Origin of the sequence: Nocardia sienata NBRC 100364 (assembly GCF_001613205.1) — a bacterium.
Taxonomy (GTDB): Bacteria; Actinomycetota; Actinomycetes; order Mycobacteriales; family Mycobacteriaceae; genus Nocardia; species Nocardia sienata.
Window position 1 is genome coordinate 137859 of sequence record NZ_BDBX01000029.1, and the last position, 18432, is coordinate 156290.

The following is an 18432-nucleotide window of genomic DNA, read 5'->3' on the forward strand; positions in this document are numbered from 1 at the left end:
CGGACCCGTCGGGCATCCGATGGCTAGACATCGCCGTTCTCCTCACAGGCAGGCATCGCGATGATCGCGTGGGCATTGGCTCCCGCGGCTCCGAACGACGAGATGGCGCCGTAGCGGTAGCCGTCCACCGGTTTCCACTCGGTGAGTTCGCCGGCCAGCCGCAGGCCGGTGCGGTCCCAGTCGACGCGGGTGGTCGGGGTGTCGGCGTACAGGGTCGGGGGAATCCGGCCGTGCAGCCCGGACAGCAGGAGTTTGGTCAGGCCGAGCATTCCGGCCGCGGCCTGGGCGTGCCCGGTATTGGCCTTCACCGAGCCGAGCAGGGCGGTCGAGCCCGCCTCGCCGTAGGTGTTCTGCAGCGCCCGGATCTCGACCGGATCGCCGGCGCGGGTGGCGGTGCCGTGGCCCTCGATCATGCCGACCACAGCGGGATCGATACCCGCCGAGGCGATCGTCCTGCGGATCACCCGTTCCTGTGCGTCGGTCCGCGGCACCAGAATCGGTTTACCCGCGCCGTTGTGGTTGTGATGGGAGGCCAGGACGCGACCGTAGATCCGATGCCCGAGGCGGCGGGCACGGGATTCCGGTTCCAGCACCACGGCACCCGCGCCCTCACCCCACAGCGTGCCGGAGGCGTTGTCGGCGTAGGAGCGGCAGTGCCCGTCGGCCGAGAGCGCGTTCAACCTGGAGAACTCGTAGAACGCACCCGGCGACCCCATCACACTCACCGCGCCCGCCACGGCCCAGTCGCATTCTCCGGCGCGGATGGACGCGGCGGCCAGATGCAGTGCGGTCAGCGACGAAGCGCACGCCGAATCGATGTTCACCGAGGGACCGACCAGCCCGAGACTGTGCGAAACCCGCCCCGCCATACCGAAGGTGCTGAAGCCGATCGTCCGGTGACCGGAGTACTCGTTGACCGCCGAGCCGCGTGGACCGTATTCCATCGGCGAGGCGCCCATGAAACAACCGACTTCCGCCCCGGCGAGATCACCAGGGTTGATTCCGGCGTTCTCGAGCGCGCGCCACACCGCGCGCAGGATGACCCGCTGCTGCGGGTCCGCCGCGAGCGCGTCGCGTTTGCCGATGCCGAAGACAGCGGGATCGAATTCGGCGGCCGCGTCGACGAACCCACCGGCATCCTCGATCCGGCTCCAGCCCTCGTGCCGGTCCAGCGAGAGCAATTCGTCTATGTTCCAGCCGCGGTCGCGCGGAAACGGGCCGATGAGTTCGCGGGAGTGTACGAGCGCGTCCCACAGCGCGCGGGGTTCTTCGATTCCGCCGGGCGCCTCGACCGCCATACCGGCGATGACGACGTGGTCGATATCGGATTCCTGAGCCATTGCCGATCCTCGTGTCATGCGTTCGATCCCGAACGCGCGCTCTCGGCCACCAGGTCGGCGAGGGCGGCGATGTGGTCGTTCAGGTAGAAATGCCCGCCCTCGAACACCGTGACCTCGACCTCGCCGCTGTGTTGCCGCCAGCCGTTGAGGTCGGCGATACCGACGATCGGGTCGCGGTCACCGCCGACCGCGTGGATCCGGGTGGCGATCTTCACCGCGGGATCGCAGCGGTAGGCGTCGGAAGCCCGGTGGTCGGCCTTGATGGCAGGCAGCGCCATCCGCATCAGTTCGCGGCTGGCCAGCACATCGGAACCGGTGCCCTCGAGTTTCGCGAGATGGTCGAGCAACTCGTCATCGTCGGTCGGGGCGGGTTTGCGGTGCTCGCCGCGACAGGGCGCGACGGCAGCCGAGATCACGGCCTGGTTCACCGGCATCCCGGCCGCCTCGGCGAGCTGCACGAACTCGAAGGACACCAGCGAGCCCATACTGTGCCCGAAAGTGACGAACGGCAGCCCGCGGTGCAGCCCCGACGCCTGGAATTCGGCGAAGGCACCGGCCGCGATATCGGGCAGTGCGGTGAGCGCCGGCTCGTTCGCCCGATCCTGGCGGCCGGGGTATTGGAAGACGAAAACGTCGAAATCCGCGCTGAACGCCTTGGACAGCGCCCGGTAGGCCGAGGCCCCCGATCCCGCGTGCGGGAAGATCAGCAGCGGTAGCGGGTCGGCCGCTCTCGATCTGTGGAACTTCCGGATCCACCCTGGTGTCTGCATGTCTTCACTCCGCTCTGGTTCGATGTCGAGGCGACCGGCGCGTTACGCTGCCGGACCCGGCCGCCCGGACCGGCCCCGGTGCTTCCGGCGGCTTTCGCCGGGCACTGCCTCGGGGCCGGATGGTGTTCGAGGCCACGCGTTCTCACGGCTCCCCGGCGGCATGACCGGACGGATCCACAGCCGCCGCCAGTGCCGCGACGGCCCGGGACCACAACTCGGTCAGCCGCTCGACCTCGGCCGCGGTGAACACCCCTTCGCTGAACCCCCATCGGGTGATCAGCTGTGGGCCTTCCGCAGTGGACTCGACGGTGGCGACAAGGCTCGTGGCGGCCCGCACCGGCAGATCCGGTTCGGTGTCCACGGGCAGGGCCTCTGCCAGTTCCGGATCGGTGATCATGGACCAGGCGCCTTCGCTGTGTCCGCCGAGGTCCATGCGGCCGAGATAGTTGAGCTCGATCTGCGGGTACGCGGCCTCCACCAGCTCGGGAACACCGGCGATATCGCGCAGCAGCCCGAAATCCAATCCCTGCTCGGGTATCCGGCGCATCTGCGCGCTCACCGAATCCAGCAGCGCCCGCGCCGCCTCCGGTTCGGACTCGGCCCGGCCGACATCCACGGCGTGCTCGCCGGTACCGAGCCGGACCGGGAAGACACTGGTGAACCAGCCGACCGTGGCGGAGGTATCGCAGTCGGGTGCGATATCCGGCCGCCCGTGGCTCTCCAACGCGACCAGTGCGCCGGCCCGGTGGTCCTGACCCCGCGCACGCCGCCAGGACGCCAATGTCGCGGTCAGCGCGGCCAGCAGCAGATCACGAACGCCGTCCTGCCCCGGCGCGGACCGCAGGATGCGCGCGGTGGTGGCCGGTGTGGCCGGCACTCCGATGAACCGCAGGGACGCCCAGGTATCGGTGGAGCGCAGGGCACGCCCGCCCAGTATCGGATCGGGGGCCTGCACCTGGGCGGCCCAGTAGTCGCGTTGCGCGAGCACATCCGGCTGCCGTGCGCGCTCCCACAGCAGCCGCGACCACCGCCGGTACGAGGTGTGTTCCGCGGCGACCCGCGGCGCCGCGCCGGCCGCGACCTGCGCCCAGGCATGCGCCAGATCGGCGATGAGGATATGCCAGGACACCACGTCCACCGCCAGGTGGTGGACGGCCAGCAACAGCAGGTCCCCGCGGGACGTACCGCCGAAACGCACCGCGCGCAGCAACTGTGCGCGGTACGGATCGAGTTCCTCGATCGCCGACCGAGCCGCCGCCCCGACAGCGGCCGCGAGTTCGGCTCCGGTCCCGCCGGGGCCGGTGTGGTGGTCGGTCAGCACAGCCGCCGCCGAGACGACCCCGGGTTCCCGAGTGAGTATCCGCGGACCATCCGCAGTGTCGGTCAGTACGGCCCGCAGCATGTCGTGCCCGTCCAGCACGGCCTGTAGGACAGTTTCCAGTTCGGGGCGTGTGATCCCCTCCGGAAGAGTGAGCAATACACCCTGTGCCAGCCGCCGGAAGGCGGGTTGCGCGTACATCCAGGACACGATCGGCAGCGGCGGAACCGATCCGTAGTCGGGACCCTCCGGCTGCGCCGGCACCGCCGCCCCCGCGTCGATGGCGGCGGCCAGATCGCGAATCGTCGGCGCCGTGACAACCATGCGCGGGGTCACCGGCAGCCCGTGCCGCCGGGCCCGGTTGACCAGCGAGATCGCGACGATACTGTCCATCCCGAGCGCGAAGAAGTCGTCCTCGACGCCGGGTGCGCCGCCGTCGAACACCTCGGCGAGTACCGCGCTCAGCGTGTGCTCGGTCGCCGTGGCCGGCGTCGCCGACCCGCCCTCGCCGTGCCGCGCGCGCAGTTCTTCGGCCAGACCCGACAGCGCCCGGACGTCGAGCTTGCCGTTGGCGTTGACCGGCAGTTCGCGCAGCGTCACGAGCCGCCCGGGCACCATATAGGCGGGCAGCACCTCGGCCAGTGCGGCACGCATCCGCGCCGGGTCCACCGGTGTACCGGATTCGGGTACCACGAAACCCACCAGCCCGGCGCTTTCACCGTGGCGCTGCACGATCGCGGCGGCGGCCGAGATCCCGGGCAGATCGCGCAGCGCGGTCTCCACCTCACCGATCTCGACCCGGTAGCCGCGAATCTTGACCTGGTCGTCGGCGCGTCCGAGATATTCCAGACCGCCCTCCGGCCGGTGCCGCACCAGATCGCCGGTCCGGTACATCCGTTGCCCGGGGTGTATCGGGTCGGCGACGAAGCGCCCGGCCGTGGCCGCGGCCCGCCCCACATAGCCGCGCGCCACCTGCGGTCCGGACAGGTACAGCTCCCCCACCACCCCGGCCGGCACCGGACGCAACCGCGAATCCAGGACGTAGGCCGACATTCCGGCGGTCGGCAGGCCGATGGTGGCCGACGCCGGACCGCCGGGCGCGGTCACGTCCGCGACCACCGCTTCGACAGTCGTCTCGGTCGGGCCGTAGCAGTTGTGTATCGCGATATCGGGCAGCGCGCGCAGCCGAGCCCACAGCTGCCCGTCGATGGCTTCGCCGCCGAGCGCCAGGACCGTGAGCCGATCACCCGGCAACCCGGCGGCCTCCAGCTGACGGAACATCGACGGAGTCGTATCGATCATGTCGATTCCGAACCGGGTCAGCCCCGACACCAGGCCCGCGGCGTCGCGCATGGTCTGCTCACCGAACACGTGGACGCTGTGCCCGTCGAGCAACCCGATCATCGGCTGCCAGGACGCGTCGAAACTCAGCGACCAGGCATGCGCGATCCGCAACGGCCGTCCGAGCCGGCGCACGGCGGGCCGGTACACCCGGGCCCGGTGGTCGGCGAAATAGCTCACCAGCGCCCGGTGCGTGTTCGCGACCCCTTTCGGCTCCCCGGTCGAACCGGAGGTGAAGATGATGTACGCGCAGTGGTCGGGTCGGCGGTTCACCGGCAGCGCACCCGCCGGGTGGCGCGCGATACGGCCGGCGACCGCCCGGTCGTCGAGGTCGAGCGCCGGCGGCCCGTCCGGAGCGGCCGTGAATCCCGCCGCGGTCAGCAGCAGTCGCGGCCGGGACTGCCGCAGAATCGATTCGATTCGCGCCGGCGGCAGCGTGACGTCGACGGGCACATAGGCGGCGCCCGCCGCGAAGACCGCGAAGACCGCCACGATCGAACGCGCACCGCGTGGGAGGCACAGTGCCACCACGTCTTCCGGTCCGACCCCCGCGACGGCGAGTTCACGGGCCAGCCGGGTCGCCCGGTCGTACAGCTGCCGGTATGTGAGGCCGACGGTGGTGCCGTCCGGGGTGACATCGGCGAACGCGGCATCACCCGGGGTGACGCCGGCGAACGCGGCATCATCAGGGGTGGCGTCGGCGAGCGCTACCGCGTCCGGGGTGGCCGCGACCTGGCGTTCGAACAGCTCGAAGACCGTGGCCGCGGCGTCCGTATCGGGTAGTTCCGGTGTCGCGGCGCCGCGCAGCAATCCGGCGGCCGCCGCGGCGGAGTGGACCTCCACCGCGCCGGTCGGGGTCTCGGCGGCGCCGGGCAACCGGCGCAGCACGGTGAGCATCATCGACCCGATATCGGCGGGCCGGTACGGCAGTGCGCCGGGTACGGCCTCCACCGCGACCAGCAGTTCGTCCCGGTAGACGTGGGCGACCACCGTCAGCGGATAGTGCGTGAGGTTCTTCGACAGCACGGGTTCGAAGTGGACGCCACTGTCGCCGGAAACATCGGTGAGCCCGTCCAGCGGCGCGTTCTGGAACACGAACATCGTGTCGAACAGCGCACTGTGCCCGGCGGCGAGCTGCACCGACGACAGGCTCAGATAGCCGATCTCGCGCATCGTGCTGGATTCGCGCTGCAGGCGCAGGCAACTCGCGGCCACGGTTTCGGCCGGATCCAGCCGGAACGCGACCGGGACGGTGTTGATGAACAGGCCGATCATCCGGTCCACGCCCGAGATCTGGTCGGGACGCCCGGTCACCACCGTGCCGTACACGGTATCGGCGCGGTCGGTGAGCCGGGACAGCACCACCGTCCAGGCGAACTGGACCGCGGTGTTCAGCGTGAGACCGCGCTCGCGCGCCCAGTTCCGCAATGTCTGCGTCTCGTCCACGGTCAGCCCGACCCGGGTGACCTCGGGCGGTACCGCCTCGGCGGGACCGCCGAGGCCCGGCGCGGCCCCGCCTTCGGCCACCATGAGGGGCCCGCTCACCGGTTCCAGATACCGCACCCAGAGCTGTCGCACCTCGTCGGTGTCGCGCCCCGCCAGCCAGCCGATGTAATCCCGGTAGGGCCGTACCGGCGGCAGTACCCCCGGCACGCCGCCGGCCGCGTACAACACGCGCAATTCGGCGAAGAACAGGCCGAGCGACCAGCCGTCGAGCAGGATGTGGTGCGCGGTGACGATCAGGCGGCGGCGTTGCGCACCGTCCGCGGCCGGAGGCAGGGTCACCAGTGCCGCGCGCAGCGCCGGGCCCTTCCGCAGATCGAACGGCCGCCTGGTCTCCGCCTCGGTGACCGCGTCCACATCGTCGTCGGTTGCCGTGAGCTCGGTCCACGGCAGTTCGACCGCGGCCGGGATGATCTGCACCGGTTTGGGCAGGTCCTCGTCCCAGAACACCGCCCGCAGATTCGGATGCCGGACGAGCAGCGCCTCCAGGCTGCGGCGCAGCACCCCGGTGTCGAGCGGCCCGGTGATATCGACCGCGAACGGGATTGAATACACATCGTGTCCCGCGGCGGTCAGCTGCGCCAGGGTGAACAGCCCCTCCTGCAGCGGGCTCAGCGCCAGGACGTCCTCGATCTCGGCGTTCACTGCCACATCCTCCGCATCACCAGCAGCCCTTCGTCTTCGTCGGTGAGGATCCGGGCCGCCTCGATCGGGCGGTCGGGATGGTCGGCGATATCGCGCAGGGTGTTGCGGAAGGAGGCTTCCACGATCCGCGCGTCATCGGCGTCGAAGGCGTCCTCGGCGTAGAAGATGACGGCCTGCACCTGATCGCTGAGCAGCAGCGAGTTCGCCGGGAAGATCATGAGCAGCAGCGCGTTGTCGGTGGCGCCGCCGGCATCGAAGGAGACCAGTTCCAGCCCCGCGTCACCGAGTAGGCCCGCCAGCTCCCGCCGGCGCGCCGGATACGACTCCAGCACGAACATGCTGTCGAAGAGTTTGCGCGTCCCGGTCGCCCGGAGGGCGGCGGTGAGCGGGTACTGGTGGTGCTCCATGAGTTCCACCCGCCGCGACTGGATGTCGGCGAGGTGCTCGCGCCAGGAACGTTCTCGACGCAACGGCACCACGGCGGGAACGATATTGGCGAAGCAGCCGATGGCCTCGTGCACACCGTCGAGATCGGCGGGGCGGCCCGATACCGACTCCCCGAATACCGGGGTTTCGGTTCCGGTGACGTAACGCAGCGCGTTGGCCCAGGCCAGTTGGCACACCACCCCGAAGGTGGTCCCTGTCTCGGCCGCCAGCGCGGTGAGCCGCCGCACCAGTTCGTCCTCGATCGCGAACTCACACGCGACCGGTTGCGCCGAACCGCCCGGGGCCCGCCCGGGCGCGGCCAGACACGGTTCGACACCGTCGAGCACCGTGCCCCACGCCGTTTCGGTGGCCGGTGCGCCACGACGGACCGAGTCCAGAAACCGCGCGAAAGTCGCCGGATCGGCGAGCGGCTCGGCCCCGGGTACTGCGAACTCGGCGAATATCTCCTGGGTCAGCAGCTGTCCGGACCACCCGTCCAGCAGCAGGTGGTGCATGGTCAGCACGATCATGTGGCGGGATTCGGGCAACCGCGCCACCGTGACCCGGAACATCGGGCCCCGGCCGAGGTCGAACTGTTCGGCCTGGTCGGTCCGGAACAACTCCGCCAGCCGCGCCGCCGGGTCCGGGTCGGCCGTGAAATCCAGTTCGCGCACGGGGATGTCCACGTGCGGGGCCACGATGCCGTACGGGGTGCCCGCATGGGAAACCGAGACCGTGATCCGCAGATTCGGGTAACGGTTGAGCACCGTGTCGTAGGCCGCGGCCAACCGCTCGATATCGAGATCGCCCCGGACGCCGATCAGGGTCTGCACGTTGTAGAGGTCCGCGGATCCGGCACTCAGGGCGGTGAAGAACAGGCCCGCCTGCATGGGTGCCAGCGGATATACGTCCTCGTAGGCGCCGTAGGTGCCGTACCAGCGGTCCAGATCGAGCTGGGTCACCTCGGCGGCGAGTACATCACTGGGCGTGAGCCGGCGGCCCGGGTTCTCCCGCACTGTCTTCGCCAGTTCGCGCAGGGCTTCGAGCCAGTGGTCGGCGAGTTCGCGGACCTCGGCCACGGTGAGCGCCTTCGCCGGGCAGCGCACCGTGGCGCGCAGCACCTGATCGCCGTCGTCGGTCAGTGTCGCCGTGGTGATATCGAGCAATGCCTCCACCGGCTGGTCCGGTCCGGTGAAGTCGCCCGGGAGACCGAACTCCGGCGCGATCCCGCCCACCGCGGCGGCCGAGCCCACGGTGAAACTGCCCAGATAGCCGAATCTCGGCTGCCGCGCGGGCGCCGGCCGCAATGTGGCGTCGGCGTGCGCGCACAGCAGGCCGTAGCCGATGCCGGCACCGGGAACCGCGCGCAGTTGCTCTTTGACCGCCTTGACCGCGGCGACCGTATCCGGCTCCCCGGCCCCACTGCCGATATCGAGTACCACGGGATACGGACTCGCCAACCAGCCGACCGTCTGCGCCGGATCGGCTCCGGGGAAGAGGTTCTCTGGCCGGCCGCGCCCGTCGACGGTGAGCGATACGGTGGCGGTGTCACGGTCACGCGCGCGTCGGAACTTGTGCACGGCCACAGTCAGCGCGGCGATCTGGACAGTTTCGAAATCGCAGCCGAAGGCGGCGGTCACGGTCTCGGTCAGGAAGGCCGTATCCTCGCCGCCGAGTTCGGCGATGACCTGCACAGTGGCGTCGGCCGGGTCGAAGTCGGCTGCTTGCACCAGTCGATCCGCACCCGCGACGACGGCCCGCCAGTAGCCGAGCTCACCGGCCACCGCCTCGGTTGCCGCGTATCGGAGCAGGTTCGTGTTCCAGGTCCGCACCGAGGTGCCCGCGGCGGTCCCGATCGGTTCATCCGACCACAGCCGGCGCAGATCGTCGGCCACGATCGACCAGGAGAACCGATCGGCCACCAACTGGTGGATCACCAGCAGCAGTCGTCCGGCCGTCCGGTCCGGGGTTCGGACCCAGACCGCACCCATCACGGTCCCGGCCGCGGGATCGAGCGTCGCCGCCGTGGCCCGCGCCTGTTCGGCCAGTACCTCCCCGGCGCGGTCCCATTGCCCGGCGGGGAGTTCCACCTCGGTGACCACGGGGCGCACGGTCTCCTCGTCCGGCCCCGGCACGTAGTAGGCGCTGCGGCCGTCCGGGCCGGTGCCGATCCGGGCCCGCAGCAGCGGGTGTCGATCGACCAGGGTGCCGAGTGCGGTGGTGAGCTGCCGCGCCGTGGTGCCGGCGGGGGTCACCAGCGCGGCCGCCCGGCTGTACCCGCGATAGGTGTCGGACAGTTCGGACGCGGCGGGACCGAACGGAATCCAGCCGGTGCTCCCCGCGTCGAGCAGGACGGGGGTTGCGGTACCGGTGATCGGTGTGGCGGCCGCCGCGATCGCGGCGACGGTGCGTGCCTCGAACAGCGCGCTGGTGGTGATCGCCAGACCGCTCTTCTTCAGCGCCGACACCAACCGGATCGCGCTGATGGAGTCACCACCCAGGGCGAGGAAATCGTCGTCCGCGGCCAGCACCGTCGCGGCGGGGAGCGCCAGCACCGACCGGACGGCCTCGGCCACCGTGTGTTCGGCGGCGTCGCGCAGCGCACGGCCCCGCCCGGCGTCGTTACCCAGATCGGGCAGCGGCAGCGCCGAGCGGTCGAGTTTGCCGTTGACGGTCAGCGGGAGCCGGCCCAGCCGGATCAGCGCCGCCGGAATCATGTAGTCGGGTAGCCGTTCGGCCAGCCGGGCCCGGAGGAATGTGGCGTTCTCGGCTTCGCCGTCGGTCGCGAGCGGCGAATCGATCTCGGGTACGTAGTAGGCGGCCAACGCCGTATCCGCGCCGTGGGCCACCGCGATCGCCGCCGCGTCCGCGACCCCGGACACCCGCCGCAGTACCGAACCGACCTCACCGAGTTCGATCCGGTGCCCGCGGATCTTCACCTGGTCGTCGGCGCGCCCGAGGTATTCCAGGCGGCCGCGGGAGTTCCACCGCGCGATATCGCCGGTGCGGTACATCCGTGCCCCGGCCTCGCCCAGGAACGGACAGGCCACGAAGGTCGCCGCAGTGGTACCGGGGCGATTGTGGTAGCCCTGTGCCAGCTGGACTCCCGCGAGGTACAGCTCACCGGTGACCCCGGCGGGCACCCGCCGCAGTTGCTCGTCCAGCACGAATACCGAGGAATTGGCCTCCGGCACCCCGATGAGCGCCGGGCCCTGTTCCGGTGCCCCGGCGAAATCCTCGTGGGTGATGTCCATGGCGGCCTCGGTGGGGCCGTACAGACCCAGCACCGTTCCGCCGAAGACGAGGCTCGACTCCGCGACCAGGGCCGGCGGCACCGCCTCACCACCCAGGTAGACGAACCGCATCGAGCGCAATTTCGCCGGATCGGGGCCGGAGTCCAGCAGGGCGCGAACCACACTGGGTACCAGCGAGATCTGGGTGATCCGGTGCCGGTCGATGATCTCGGTGAGCGCCTCCACATCGGCCTGCCACCAGTCCGGTGGCGGCAGCACCGTCGCCGATCCGGTACACAGGGCGTTGACCAGCTCGAACACCGAGACGTCGAACCCGATCGGCGCCTTCTGCAGAATTCGTTCGGCACCGAAACCGAAATGGTCGCGCATCCACTGCACATGATTGGCGGCGGCCCGGTGACCGACGACAACGCCCTTGGGGCGGCCGGTGGTGCCGGAAGTGTAGAGCAGGTAGGCGGCATCCAGCGGATGAACCGGGCGGACCGGTTCGGCCGGCAGTCCGCGGGCACGCCGCAACGCACGGGCGATCTCGCCGTCGGCCAGGTCCACGACCGGTATACCGTCGGCCGCGGGCAGCAAGCGATCGGCGCCGACCGAACGCACCAGCAGCGCCGGCGCGGCATCGGCGACCAGGAAGGCTATCCGGTCGGCCGGATAGCCGGGATCGATCGGCGTGTAGACCGCTCCGGCCCGCAACACCGCGGCGAAGATCACCGGAAGCTGTTCACTGCGTTCGGCGAATACACCGACCCTGTCCCCAGGGCGCACCCCGCGCTCGGCCAGCAGCCGCGCCAACGCCGCCACCCGGATACCGAATTCGGCATAGGTCAGCTCGATATCGCCGAACACCACCGCGACCCGGTCCGGGTGATCTGCCGTCGCGGCCTGGATCATGCCGTCCAGAGTGTCGCGCTGGATCGGTACGCGCGGCCCGGCCGACCAGGCGTCGAGCCTGTCGCGGTCGGTATCGCTGAGCACCAGCAGCCGGTCCAGCGGTGTTTCCGGGGCCGCGTGCGCCAGGGTCCGGTCGAGGTAGTCGTGCAGCCGGTCGACGGTGGCGGCGTCGAAGAGGTCGGTGCGATAGGTGATCTGCACTTCCACCCGGTCGGCGTGCATGAACGCCTCCACCGCCAGCGGCAGCAGGGACGCGCCGTGATCGGCCAGCCGCCAGGTGGTGGCGGCACCGGGTAGCCGGGGCCCCTGGAACTGCTGCTGGACGAAGAGCACCAGCACGTCGAACAACTGCGAGCCGATATTTCCGGTAGCGCGATTGACGGCCCGCACGATCGCCTCCTGCGGGTAGTGCTTGTGCGCGAACGCCGCGTTGGTCACCTCGCCGATATGGCGGACCAGGTCCGCGAACGTCCCGGCCGACCCGCCGGTGAGCCGCAGCGGCAACATATTGATCAGGTTGCCGATCAGCTGTTCGGTCCCGGATTCCTCGCGGTTGGCAACCGCGGTCCCGACCACCATGTCCCGGGTTCCGGTGAGCTGCCGCAGCGAGAGATAGCAGGCGGCGAGGAACACCTGCAGCGGTGTGGCACGCAACTGCTCGCCGACCGAACGCAATTTCGCTTCCGCGGCGGCACCGAGCAGCCGGTCCGACCGCATGCCCCGTTCGGTGACCACGCTCGGGTGCCGGTCGTAGGGCAGCGGCAGTTCGGGTAGATCCCCGTCGAATTGCCCGGCCCAGAATTCGTCGTCGGCGGTGTGGTCGGCCTTCGCGTACCGGTCCTGTTCCCATTCCGCGTAGTCGGCGATCTGCCGGGGCAGCTGTTCGACCCGGATCTCGCCGGTCAGCGCCTCCCGGTAGAACCGCTGCACATCCTGTGACAACGCCGCCAGCGACATTCCGTCCCAGGCGATGTGCTGGATGACCAACGCCACGACCACCGTCTCGGCATCCAGGCGGACGAAGGTGAGCCGCAGGGACGATTCGGCGGAGAGATCGAATTTCTCGCGCGCGGCCGCGGCGACGAGTTCCTCGACGCGCAGGCACGCGGTCGCGGTGTCGGTGCCGGTGAGGTCCGCCTCGGTGACCCGGGGCGCGAGCTCGGTATGTATCCGCTGGTAGGGGTTACCGGATTCGTCGACGTGATACGTGGTCCGCAGTACCTCGTGGCGGTGGGCCAATGCCAGGAAGGCCTGCCTCAGGGCGTTGTCGTGCACCTCCCCGCGGAAGGTCAGGACCTGGCAGACGTTGTAGGCGGTGCTGTCCGGCGCGATCTGCTGATGCGCCCAGACGAACCGCTGGCCGAACGAGAGCGGGGCCCGCTGCGGATCGCGCCGCGCCGGGACCTCGGGTGCGGCGTCCAGTCCTTCCGCGGCCAGCCGGACCCGCATGAGTTCGGCGAGTTCATCCAGTGTCGGCATATCAGGCGACCTCCATATCGCCGGCGGCACCGACCGCGGCGACTTCCAGCAGAATGCGCGCCACCCGCTCCAGCCGGCCCGAGGTGTCGGCGGCGCGCAACGCCGCGCTGATCCCGCGCACCGTCCGCGCCTGGAGCACCACCGTGACCCCGAAATCGGCGACCGCGAGCAGACCGCGGATCTTGGCGGTGAGAGTTGTCGCCATAATCGAATTGCCGCCGGCGTCGAAGAAATCGGTTTCCGCCCCGAGCCGCGGCAGGCCGAGCACCTTCGCCGCGATATAGGCCACCGCCGTCTCGATATCGCCCTCGGGTTCGACGTAGGCGGCACCGCGGCCGGTATCGGCATCGGCGAACAGCGCGCGAATCGCGGCGCGGTCGGATTTCCCGTTCGAGGTCAGCGGCATCTCGTCGAGCAGGCGGACCGATTCGGGGATCATCTGCGCGGGCAGCAGCTCCCGGAGCCGGGCGACCGGGTCGACGGGATCCGCGCCGGGGGCGGCGACCGCGGCGGCGACCAGTCGCCCCGAATCGGTGACCAGCGCGACGGCCGCGCGGATATCGGGCAGCGCACCCAGCGCCGCTTCCACTTCGCCGAGTTCGACCCGGTAGCCACGGATCTTGACCTGATGGTCGGCCCGGCCGAGAAACTCCACGGTGCCGTCGGGCAGGTAGCGAGCCAGGTCGCCGGTGCGGTACCAGCGGGTTGCGTCCAGTTCGACGAAGCGGTCGGCCGTGCGGGCGGGGTCGCCGCGGTAGCCTTCGGCCACGCTCACTCCACCGATCCACAGCTCGCCCGGCACCCAGTCCGGACAGTCCTCACCGCGCTCGTTCACCACGCGCAGCACGACATTCGCCAGTGGCGCACCGTAGGGCACAGTGGACCGACCGGCCGGGAATTCGTCGGTGACCTCGTAGACGGTGGAGTGGATGGCGGTTTCGGTGGTACCGCCGAGCCCGGCGAAACGCAGCCCCGGCACCCGGGCACGCAGCCGGTGCCCGAGTTCGGCCGGCACCCGGTCGCCGCCGGTGATCACCAGCCGTACCGCGGCCAGCTGAGCGGCGGTGGCGGTATCGGCCAGCATCGCGACCAGACCGGGCGCGCAGTTCACCACAGTGACCGCGTACTGCTCGATCAGCGCGCTCCACGCCTGGGCGTCGCGTTCGGTGGCGTCGTCGACACAGACCACGGCACCGCCGAGGGCGAGCGGGGCGAAGATATCGAAAACGGACAGGTCGAATTCGAGCGAGGACAGCGCGATCGTCCGGTCGCCGGGACCGAGGCCGAAATGCGCGACGATAGCATCGACGGTATTGGCCGCCGCTCGATGGCCGACCTCCACTCCCTTCGGCTCGCCGGTGGAACCGGAGGTGAACAGCACATAGGCGACCGTGGCCGGGTCGCAGTCGCGGGGCCGCGCGAGCGGGTCACCGGACAGCGCTCGATCCAGGGGAAGCGCGGTCACCTCGTCCGGGAAGTCGGTGGCGCCGTCCACCAGCGCCACTCGCGCTCCACCGCGCCGCAGGATACGGTCGCGCCGCGCCGCCGGTTGCCCGGTTCCGATCGGAAGATAGGCCGCGCCGATCGCCAGCACCCCCAGCACTGCCGGGATCTGCCGTGGCCCTTTGGGCACGAGCACCGCGACGGTATCGCCCGCCCGTACTCCGGCGGCGTCCAGCGCGCCGGCCACCGACAAGGCCTGTCCGGCCAGCTCTCCGTAGGTGAGTGAGTCCGCCCGCCAGGCGAGCGCGAGACGCCCCGGCTCCCGCGCCGCCTGTTCGAAGAACGATCCGTGCAGGGTGCGCGCGCCGAAATCGACAGCGGTGTCGTTTGCCGCGGCCCGGACCGCCCGCTGTGCCTCCGGCAATGCGATCGCCAGCGGCGCCGACCAGTCGGCAACCGGTTCGACCAGGGTCTCGAGGATCGACCGGAACTGCTCGAACATCGAGGTCGCGACCCCCTCGGGCAGTGCGTCGCGGCGGATGTCCCAGTTCACCAGCAGGCCACCGCCGACCTCGGCGACCTGCGCGTCCAGATCGACCTGGGGCCCCTGCGACAGGATCCACACCGGTTCCCCGAAGATCCGGGTGACCCGCTCGGAGAACAGTTCCCCGAGGTCCAGGCCCGAGGTGAAGACCACCGAAGGAGTGACCGGCGCTCCGCGCAGCCGGCCGAGGTCGCGCAGTACGTCCAGGCCCTCGTACCGGGCGTGCGCGGCACCGGTGTGCAGCGCCCGCTGCAGCCGGGCGGCCCGGGCGGCCATGGATTCGAGCCGGGTGGCGTCGACGTCCACCAGCACCGAGTTGGTGAAATCACCCACCACGGAGTCGATCTCGTCGTGCAGGGGTTCGCGCGCGAACAGCGGGACGTTGAGCAGGAACCGCTGCCGGGCCGACCAGCGCGCGATCACCTCGGCGAAAACGGTCGCCAACGCTACCGCCGGGGTGACCCCGTTGCCGTAGGCGTGTCGCTGCAGCCGCGCCTTGGTACCGGCGTCGAACCAGTGGTGCAGCCGGATGCTACGGGTCGGGTCGGCGCGCTCGGTTTCCGGGACCACCGGCAGTGCCGGGATATCCGGCAGATCGTCCAGGCGCTCGGCCCACCACTGCCGATCGGCGCTGTTGTCCGGCGCGGTGCGTTCGGTGTCGGCGAGGTATTCGCGGAAGGTGTACCCGAGCGGCGTGAGGCTGTCGGAATCGGTTTCGTAGAGATATGCCAGGTCGTCGAGGATGCGCCGATAGCTCTGGGCATCCGCCGCGAGCATGTCCACGTCCAGATGCAGCCGGTGCCGCCCGCCCGGCAGCAGGCTCAGGGCTATATCGATCACCTGCCCCTTGTCGACTTCCATCCGCTGGTGACTCTTGGACCGGCGCAACCGCTCCAGTTCGGCGGCCGGGTCGGCGTGGCCGGTCAGGTCGGCCGTACCGAAGACCGGCGGCGGGGCAGGTAGTACCCGCTGGGTGCCGCTGTCGAGGAACTGCGCGCGCAGCTGCGGGTGGCGGGCGATCAGCCGGGCCACCGCGCGTTCGAGACGGTCCGCCTGTACGCCGTGACCGTCGAATTCGGCGTAGAGATGCGCGGCGACTCCACCGAGCCGCTGGTCACCGCGCCGGCCCATCCAATAGGCGTGCTGCATGGTCGCCAGCTCGAATTCACCGGCCGGCTCGACGGGTTCGGCGGGTGCCGGTTCGGCGGGTGCCGCGGGTTCGGTGTCCTCGGCCGCCGCCAGCAGGCGGGTCCACGCGGTGATCGTCGGCTCCAGCGCCAGCTGCGAACTCCGGACGTCCGAACCCCGCTTGCGCCAGGCCGCCGCGAGTTTCATGAGCTGCATCGAATGCATGCCCAGGCCGACGAGATCGTCGTCGTAGCCCACGGACTCGGGCGGTACGCCGATGGCTGCCGCCACCACATCGCGTACTTCGGATTTGTCGAGCATCCCACTCCTCAACCACAAGAACCTGCGCACAGAATGTAGGCAAGCCTTGCCTAACAATAGCGGAGATGCCCGATACTGGGAAACCTCCGGATCACCGCCCCGGCCATCGACCCGGAAGGCCGATTCACCTGGCAGGACACCGGTCTAGAACCGGCACCCGAACTACCGCGAGCCCCCGGGCGTGATCACCCGGGATCACTCACCTGGCGCCGAACTTCTTTCCCAGCGCGCTCAAGGTCGCCGCGTCCAGACCCGACGCGCCCATCGGCGCCACAGCCGGCGCCTGTTCCACGTCCGCACCGGCGCCGGCGCGGGTCTCGTCCCACTCGAGCTGCCGCGCCAGATCGTGGACCGCCGGGTGGGCGAATACGGTCTGCACATCCAGCGCGTACCCCCGCTCGGCCAGATCGGTCACCATACGCAGTGCCGCGATACTGTCGCCGCCGAGCGAGAAGAAGGTGTCCTCCCGGCCGATCTCGTCTTCTTCGTCCAGGTCGAGCACTGTGCGGATCGCCTCGGCGATCACCCGTTCGGCGTCCGACTGCGGCGGGCCACCCAGGCCGGAGGTCATGAATACCAACCCCGTAGTCGCCGCGGCGAACAGGGCGGACGCCGCGTCGTCGACACCGATCTGGGTCTCGGGATCCGCGGCCCAGACGGCGGCCCGCTGCGCGAATCCGGCGGCGAATCCATCGATCTCGGGCCGCCCGGCCAGCTGCGGCGGGAAGACGATGTGCACCGCGGCGGAACCGTCGGCCGCCGGGACGATATCGAAGACGATGTCCACACCGTAGGGGCGCGCCACCTGCCGCCCGATCTCACGGACGGACAACCCGTGCCCCTCCAGCGCCAGCGCTCCTTCGGTGCGGAATCGGACCAGAGCCTGGAACAGGCCGCCCTCGGCCGGAACCGCGTGGCCGCGCAGCAGATGGGTCAGCCGTTCTATTCGCGGACCCGCGTATTCGTATGCCGCCGCGACGGCCGCGGCCGCCCGGTCGATCGATTCGCGCGCGGTCCCGCTCGCGGCGTCCAGCCGTATCGCCAGATAGTTGGTGAAATTACCGATCACCCGCACCGATTCCGCGGTGCGCGCCGGATCGGCGAGTCCGACGACGATATCGTCGCCGAGCCCGGCACCACGCAGGGCGGCGGCCGCCAGCGCGAGCAGCGGCGCGCTCGGTGCACCGGGAACGGCCAGCGCCGCGACTGTCTCCGCGGGCAGCTCCACCGTGCGATGCGCGAGACCGCCGCCCGCCCCGACGGTGATGACGGGTGTCCGCCCGGGAGCATCGGAGAGCCGCTCGCTCCAATAGGCCAGCGCCGGGTCGTCCGCCGCGGTCGCGGCGAGATTACGCAGCTGGGCGGCGGCGAAATCGCGGTACTGCCCGGCGACCGGCACGGGTTCACCGGTACAGCGCGCGAACAGACCGGCGACGATCAGATCCAGCGCGCGGTCGTCCGCCGCGACCGGATGCACGGCGACAGTGAGGACATCGCGTGCCGCGAGCCGGTACAGCCGCATCCGCAGCGGGATCCGCCGTACCGGATCGAAACGGTGCCCGGCGTCTCCGGCGAGGGCCGTGACCAGCGCGGCCTCGTCGATCGTACCCGGCACGATCTCCAGCACCGATTCCGCAGCGGGCAACAGCTTTTGATAGGGCATGCGCCGGTCGTCGGGGAACACGCTGCGCAGGATCTCGTGGTCGTCGAGCAGGGCCGCCGCCGCGCGCTCGAGCGCATCGGCATCCAGTGCGCCGGTGATCTCGACCGCGAGGAACAGATTCGGCACCGGCGACCCGCCCCGACCGGCCGGACCGTGCAGGCGTTCGGGTAGCAGCGCCGCCTGTTGCGACAGCGACAACGGCACCGTGCGCCCTCCGGCCCGCCCGGACCCCGGGCCGGGCCCGGTGGCTTCCCGCGTAACCGGTTGCTGCACAAGCGAATCTGGCATTGCGATCCTCGAACTCACTGATCGAAACCCCGAGGGGCACGAACAGCGGTGTCGGCGCCCCGCCGAGGTAAGTTA

The 18432-nt window shown here is 70.4% G+C and carries 6 protein-coding genes; all 6 read right to left on the reverse strand.

Annotated features, from left to right (window positions below):
• Window positions 1-23 precede the first annotated feature (23 nt).
• A complete protein-coding gene (locus NS4_RS17100) occupies window positions 24-1340 on the reverse strand; it encodes a beta-ketoacyl [acyl carrier protein] synthase domain-containing protein (protein ID WP_169811772.1) in 1317 nt (438 codons plus the stop codon).
• 14 nt (window positions 1341-1354) lie between these two features.
• Complete coding sequence (locus NS4_RS17105) at window positions 1355-2110, reverse strand: thioesterase II family protein (protein WP_063060524.1); 756 nt, start codon at window positions 2108-2110, stop codon at window positions 1355-1357.
• 142 nt (window positions 2111-2252) lie between these two features.
• The gene (locus NS4_RS17110; protein WP_084487413.1) at window positions 2253-6917 is read right to left on the reverse strand and encodes a non-ribosomal peptide synthetase; all 4665 of its coding nucleotides are present in this window, start codon (window positions 6915-6917) and stop codon (window positions 2253-2255) included.
• A complete protein-coding gene (locus NS4_RS17115; RefSeq protein ID WP_063060526.1) occupies window positions 6914-12970 on the reverse strand; it encodes a non-ribosomal peptide synthetase in 6057 nt (2018 codons plus the stop codon). Before NS4_RS17115 ends, NS4_RS17110 begins: the two co-directional genes overlap by 4 nt.
• 1 nt (window position 12971) lies before the next feature.
• Window positions 12972-16406 carry a non-ribosomal peptide synthetase gene (locus tag NS4_RS17120; protein WP_063060527.1) on the reverse strand — a complete coding sequence of 1145 codons (3435 nt, stop codon included), beginning with the start codon at window positions 16404-16406 and terminating at the stop codon, window positions 12972-12974.
• 199 nt (window positions 16407-16605) lie between these two features.
• Window positions 16606-18357: a condensation domain-containing protein gene (locus tag NS4_RS17125; RefSeq protein ID WP_063060528.1), complete on the reverse strand. Its 1752-nt coding sequence runs from the start codon at window positions 18355-18357 to the stop codon at window positions 16606-16608.
• Window positions 18358-18432: the final 75 nt, after the last annotated feature.

What these genes read in the sequence shown, in the direction of transcription:
- NS4_RS17100 (WP_169811772.1), bottom strand. Translation starts at nt 1,340, where the DNA reads ATGGCTCAGGAATCCGATATCGACCACGTCGTCATCGCCGGTATGGCG.
- NS4_RS17105 (WP_063060524.1), bottom strand. Translation starts at nt 2,110, where the DNA reads ATGCAGACACCAGGGTGGATCCGGAAGTTCCACAGATCGAGAGCGGCC.
- NS4_RS17115 (WP_063060526.1), bottom strand. Translation starts at nt 12,970, where the DNA reads ATGCCGACACTGGATGAACTCGCCGAACTCATGCGGGTCCGGCTGGCC.
- NS4_RS17120 (WP_063060527.1), bottom strand. Translation starts at nt 16,406, where the DNA reads ATGCTCGACAAATCCGAAGTACGCGATGTGGTGGCGGCAGCCATCGGC.
- NS4_RS17125 (WP_063060528.1), bottom strand. Translation starts at nt 18,357, where the DNA reads ATGCCAGATTCGCTTGTGCAGCAACCGGTTACGCGGGAAGCCACCGGG.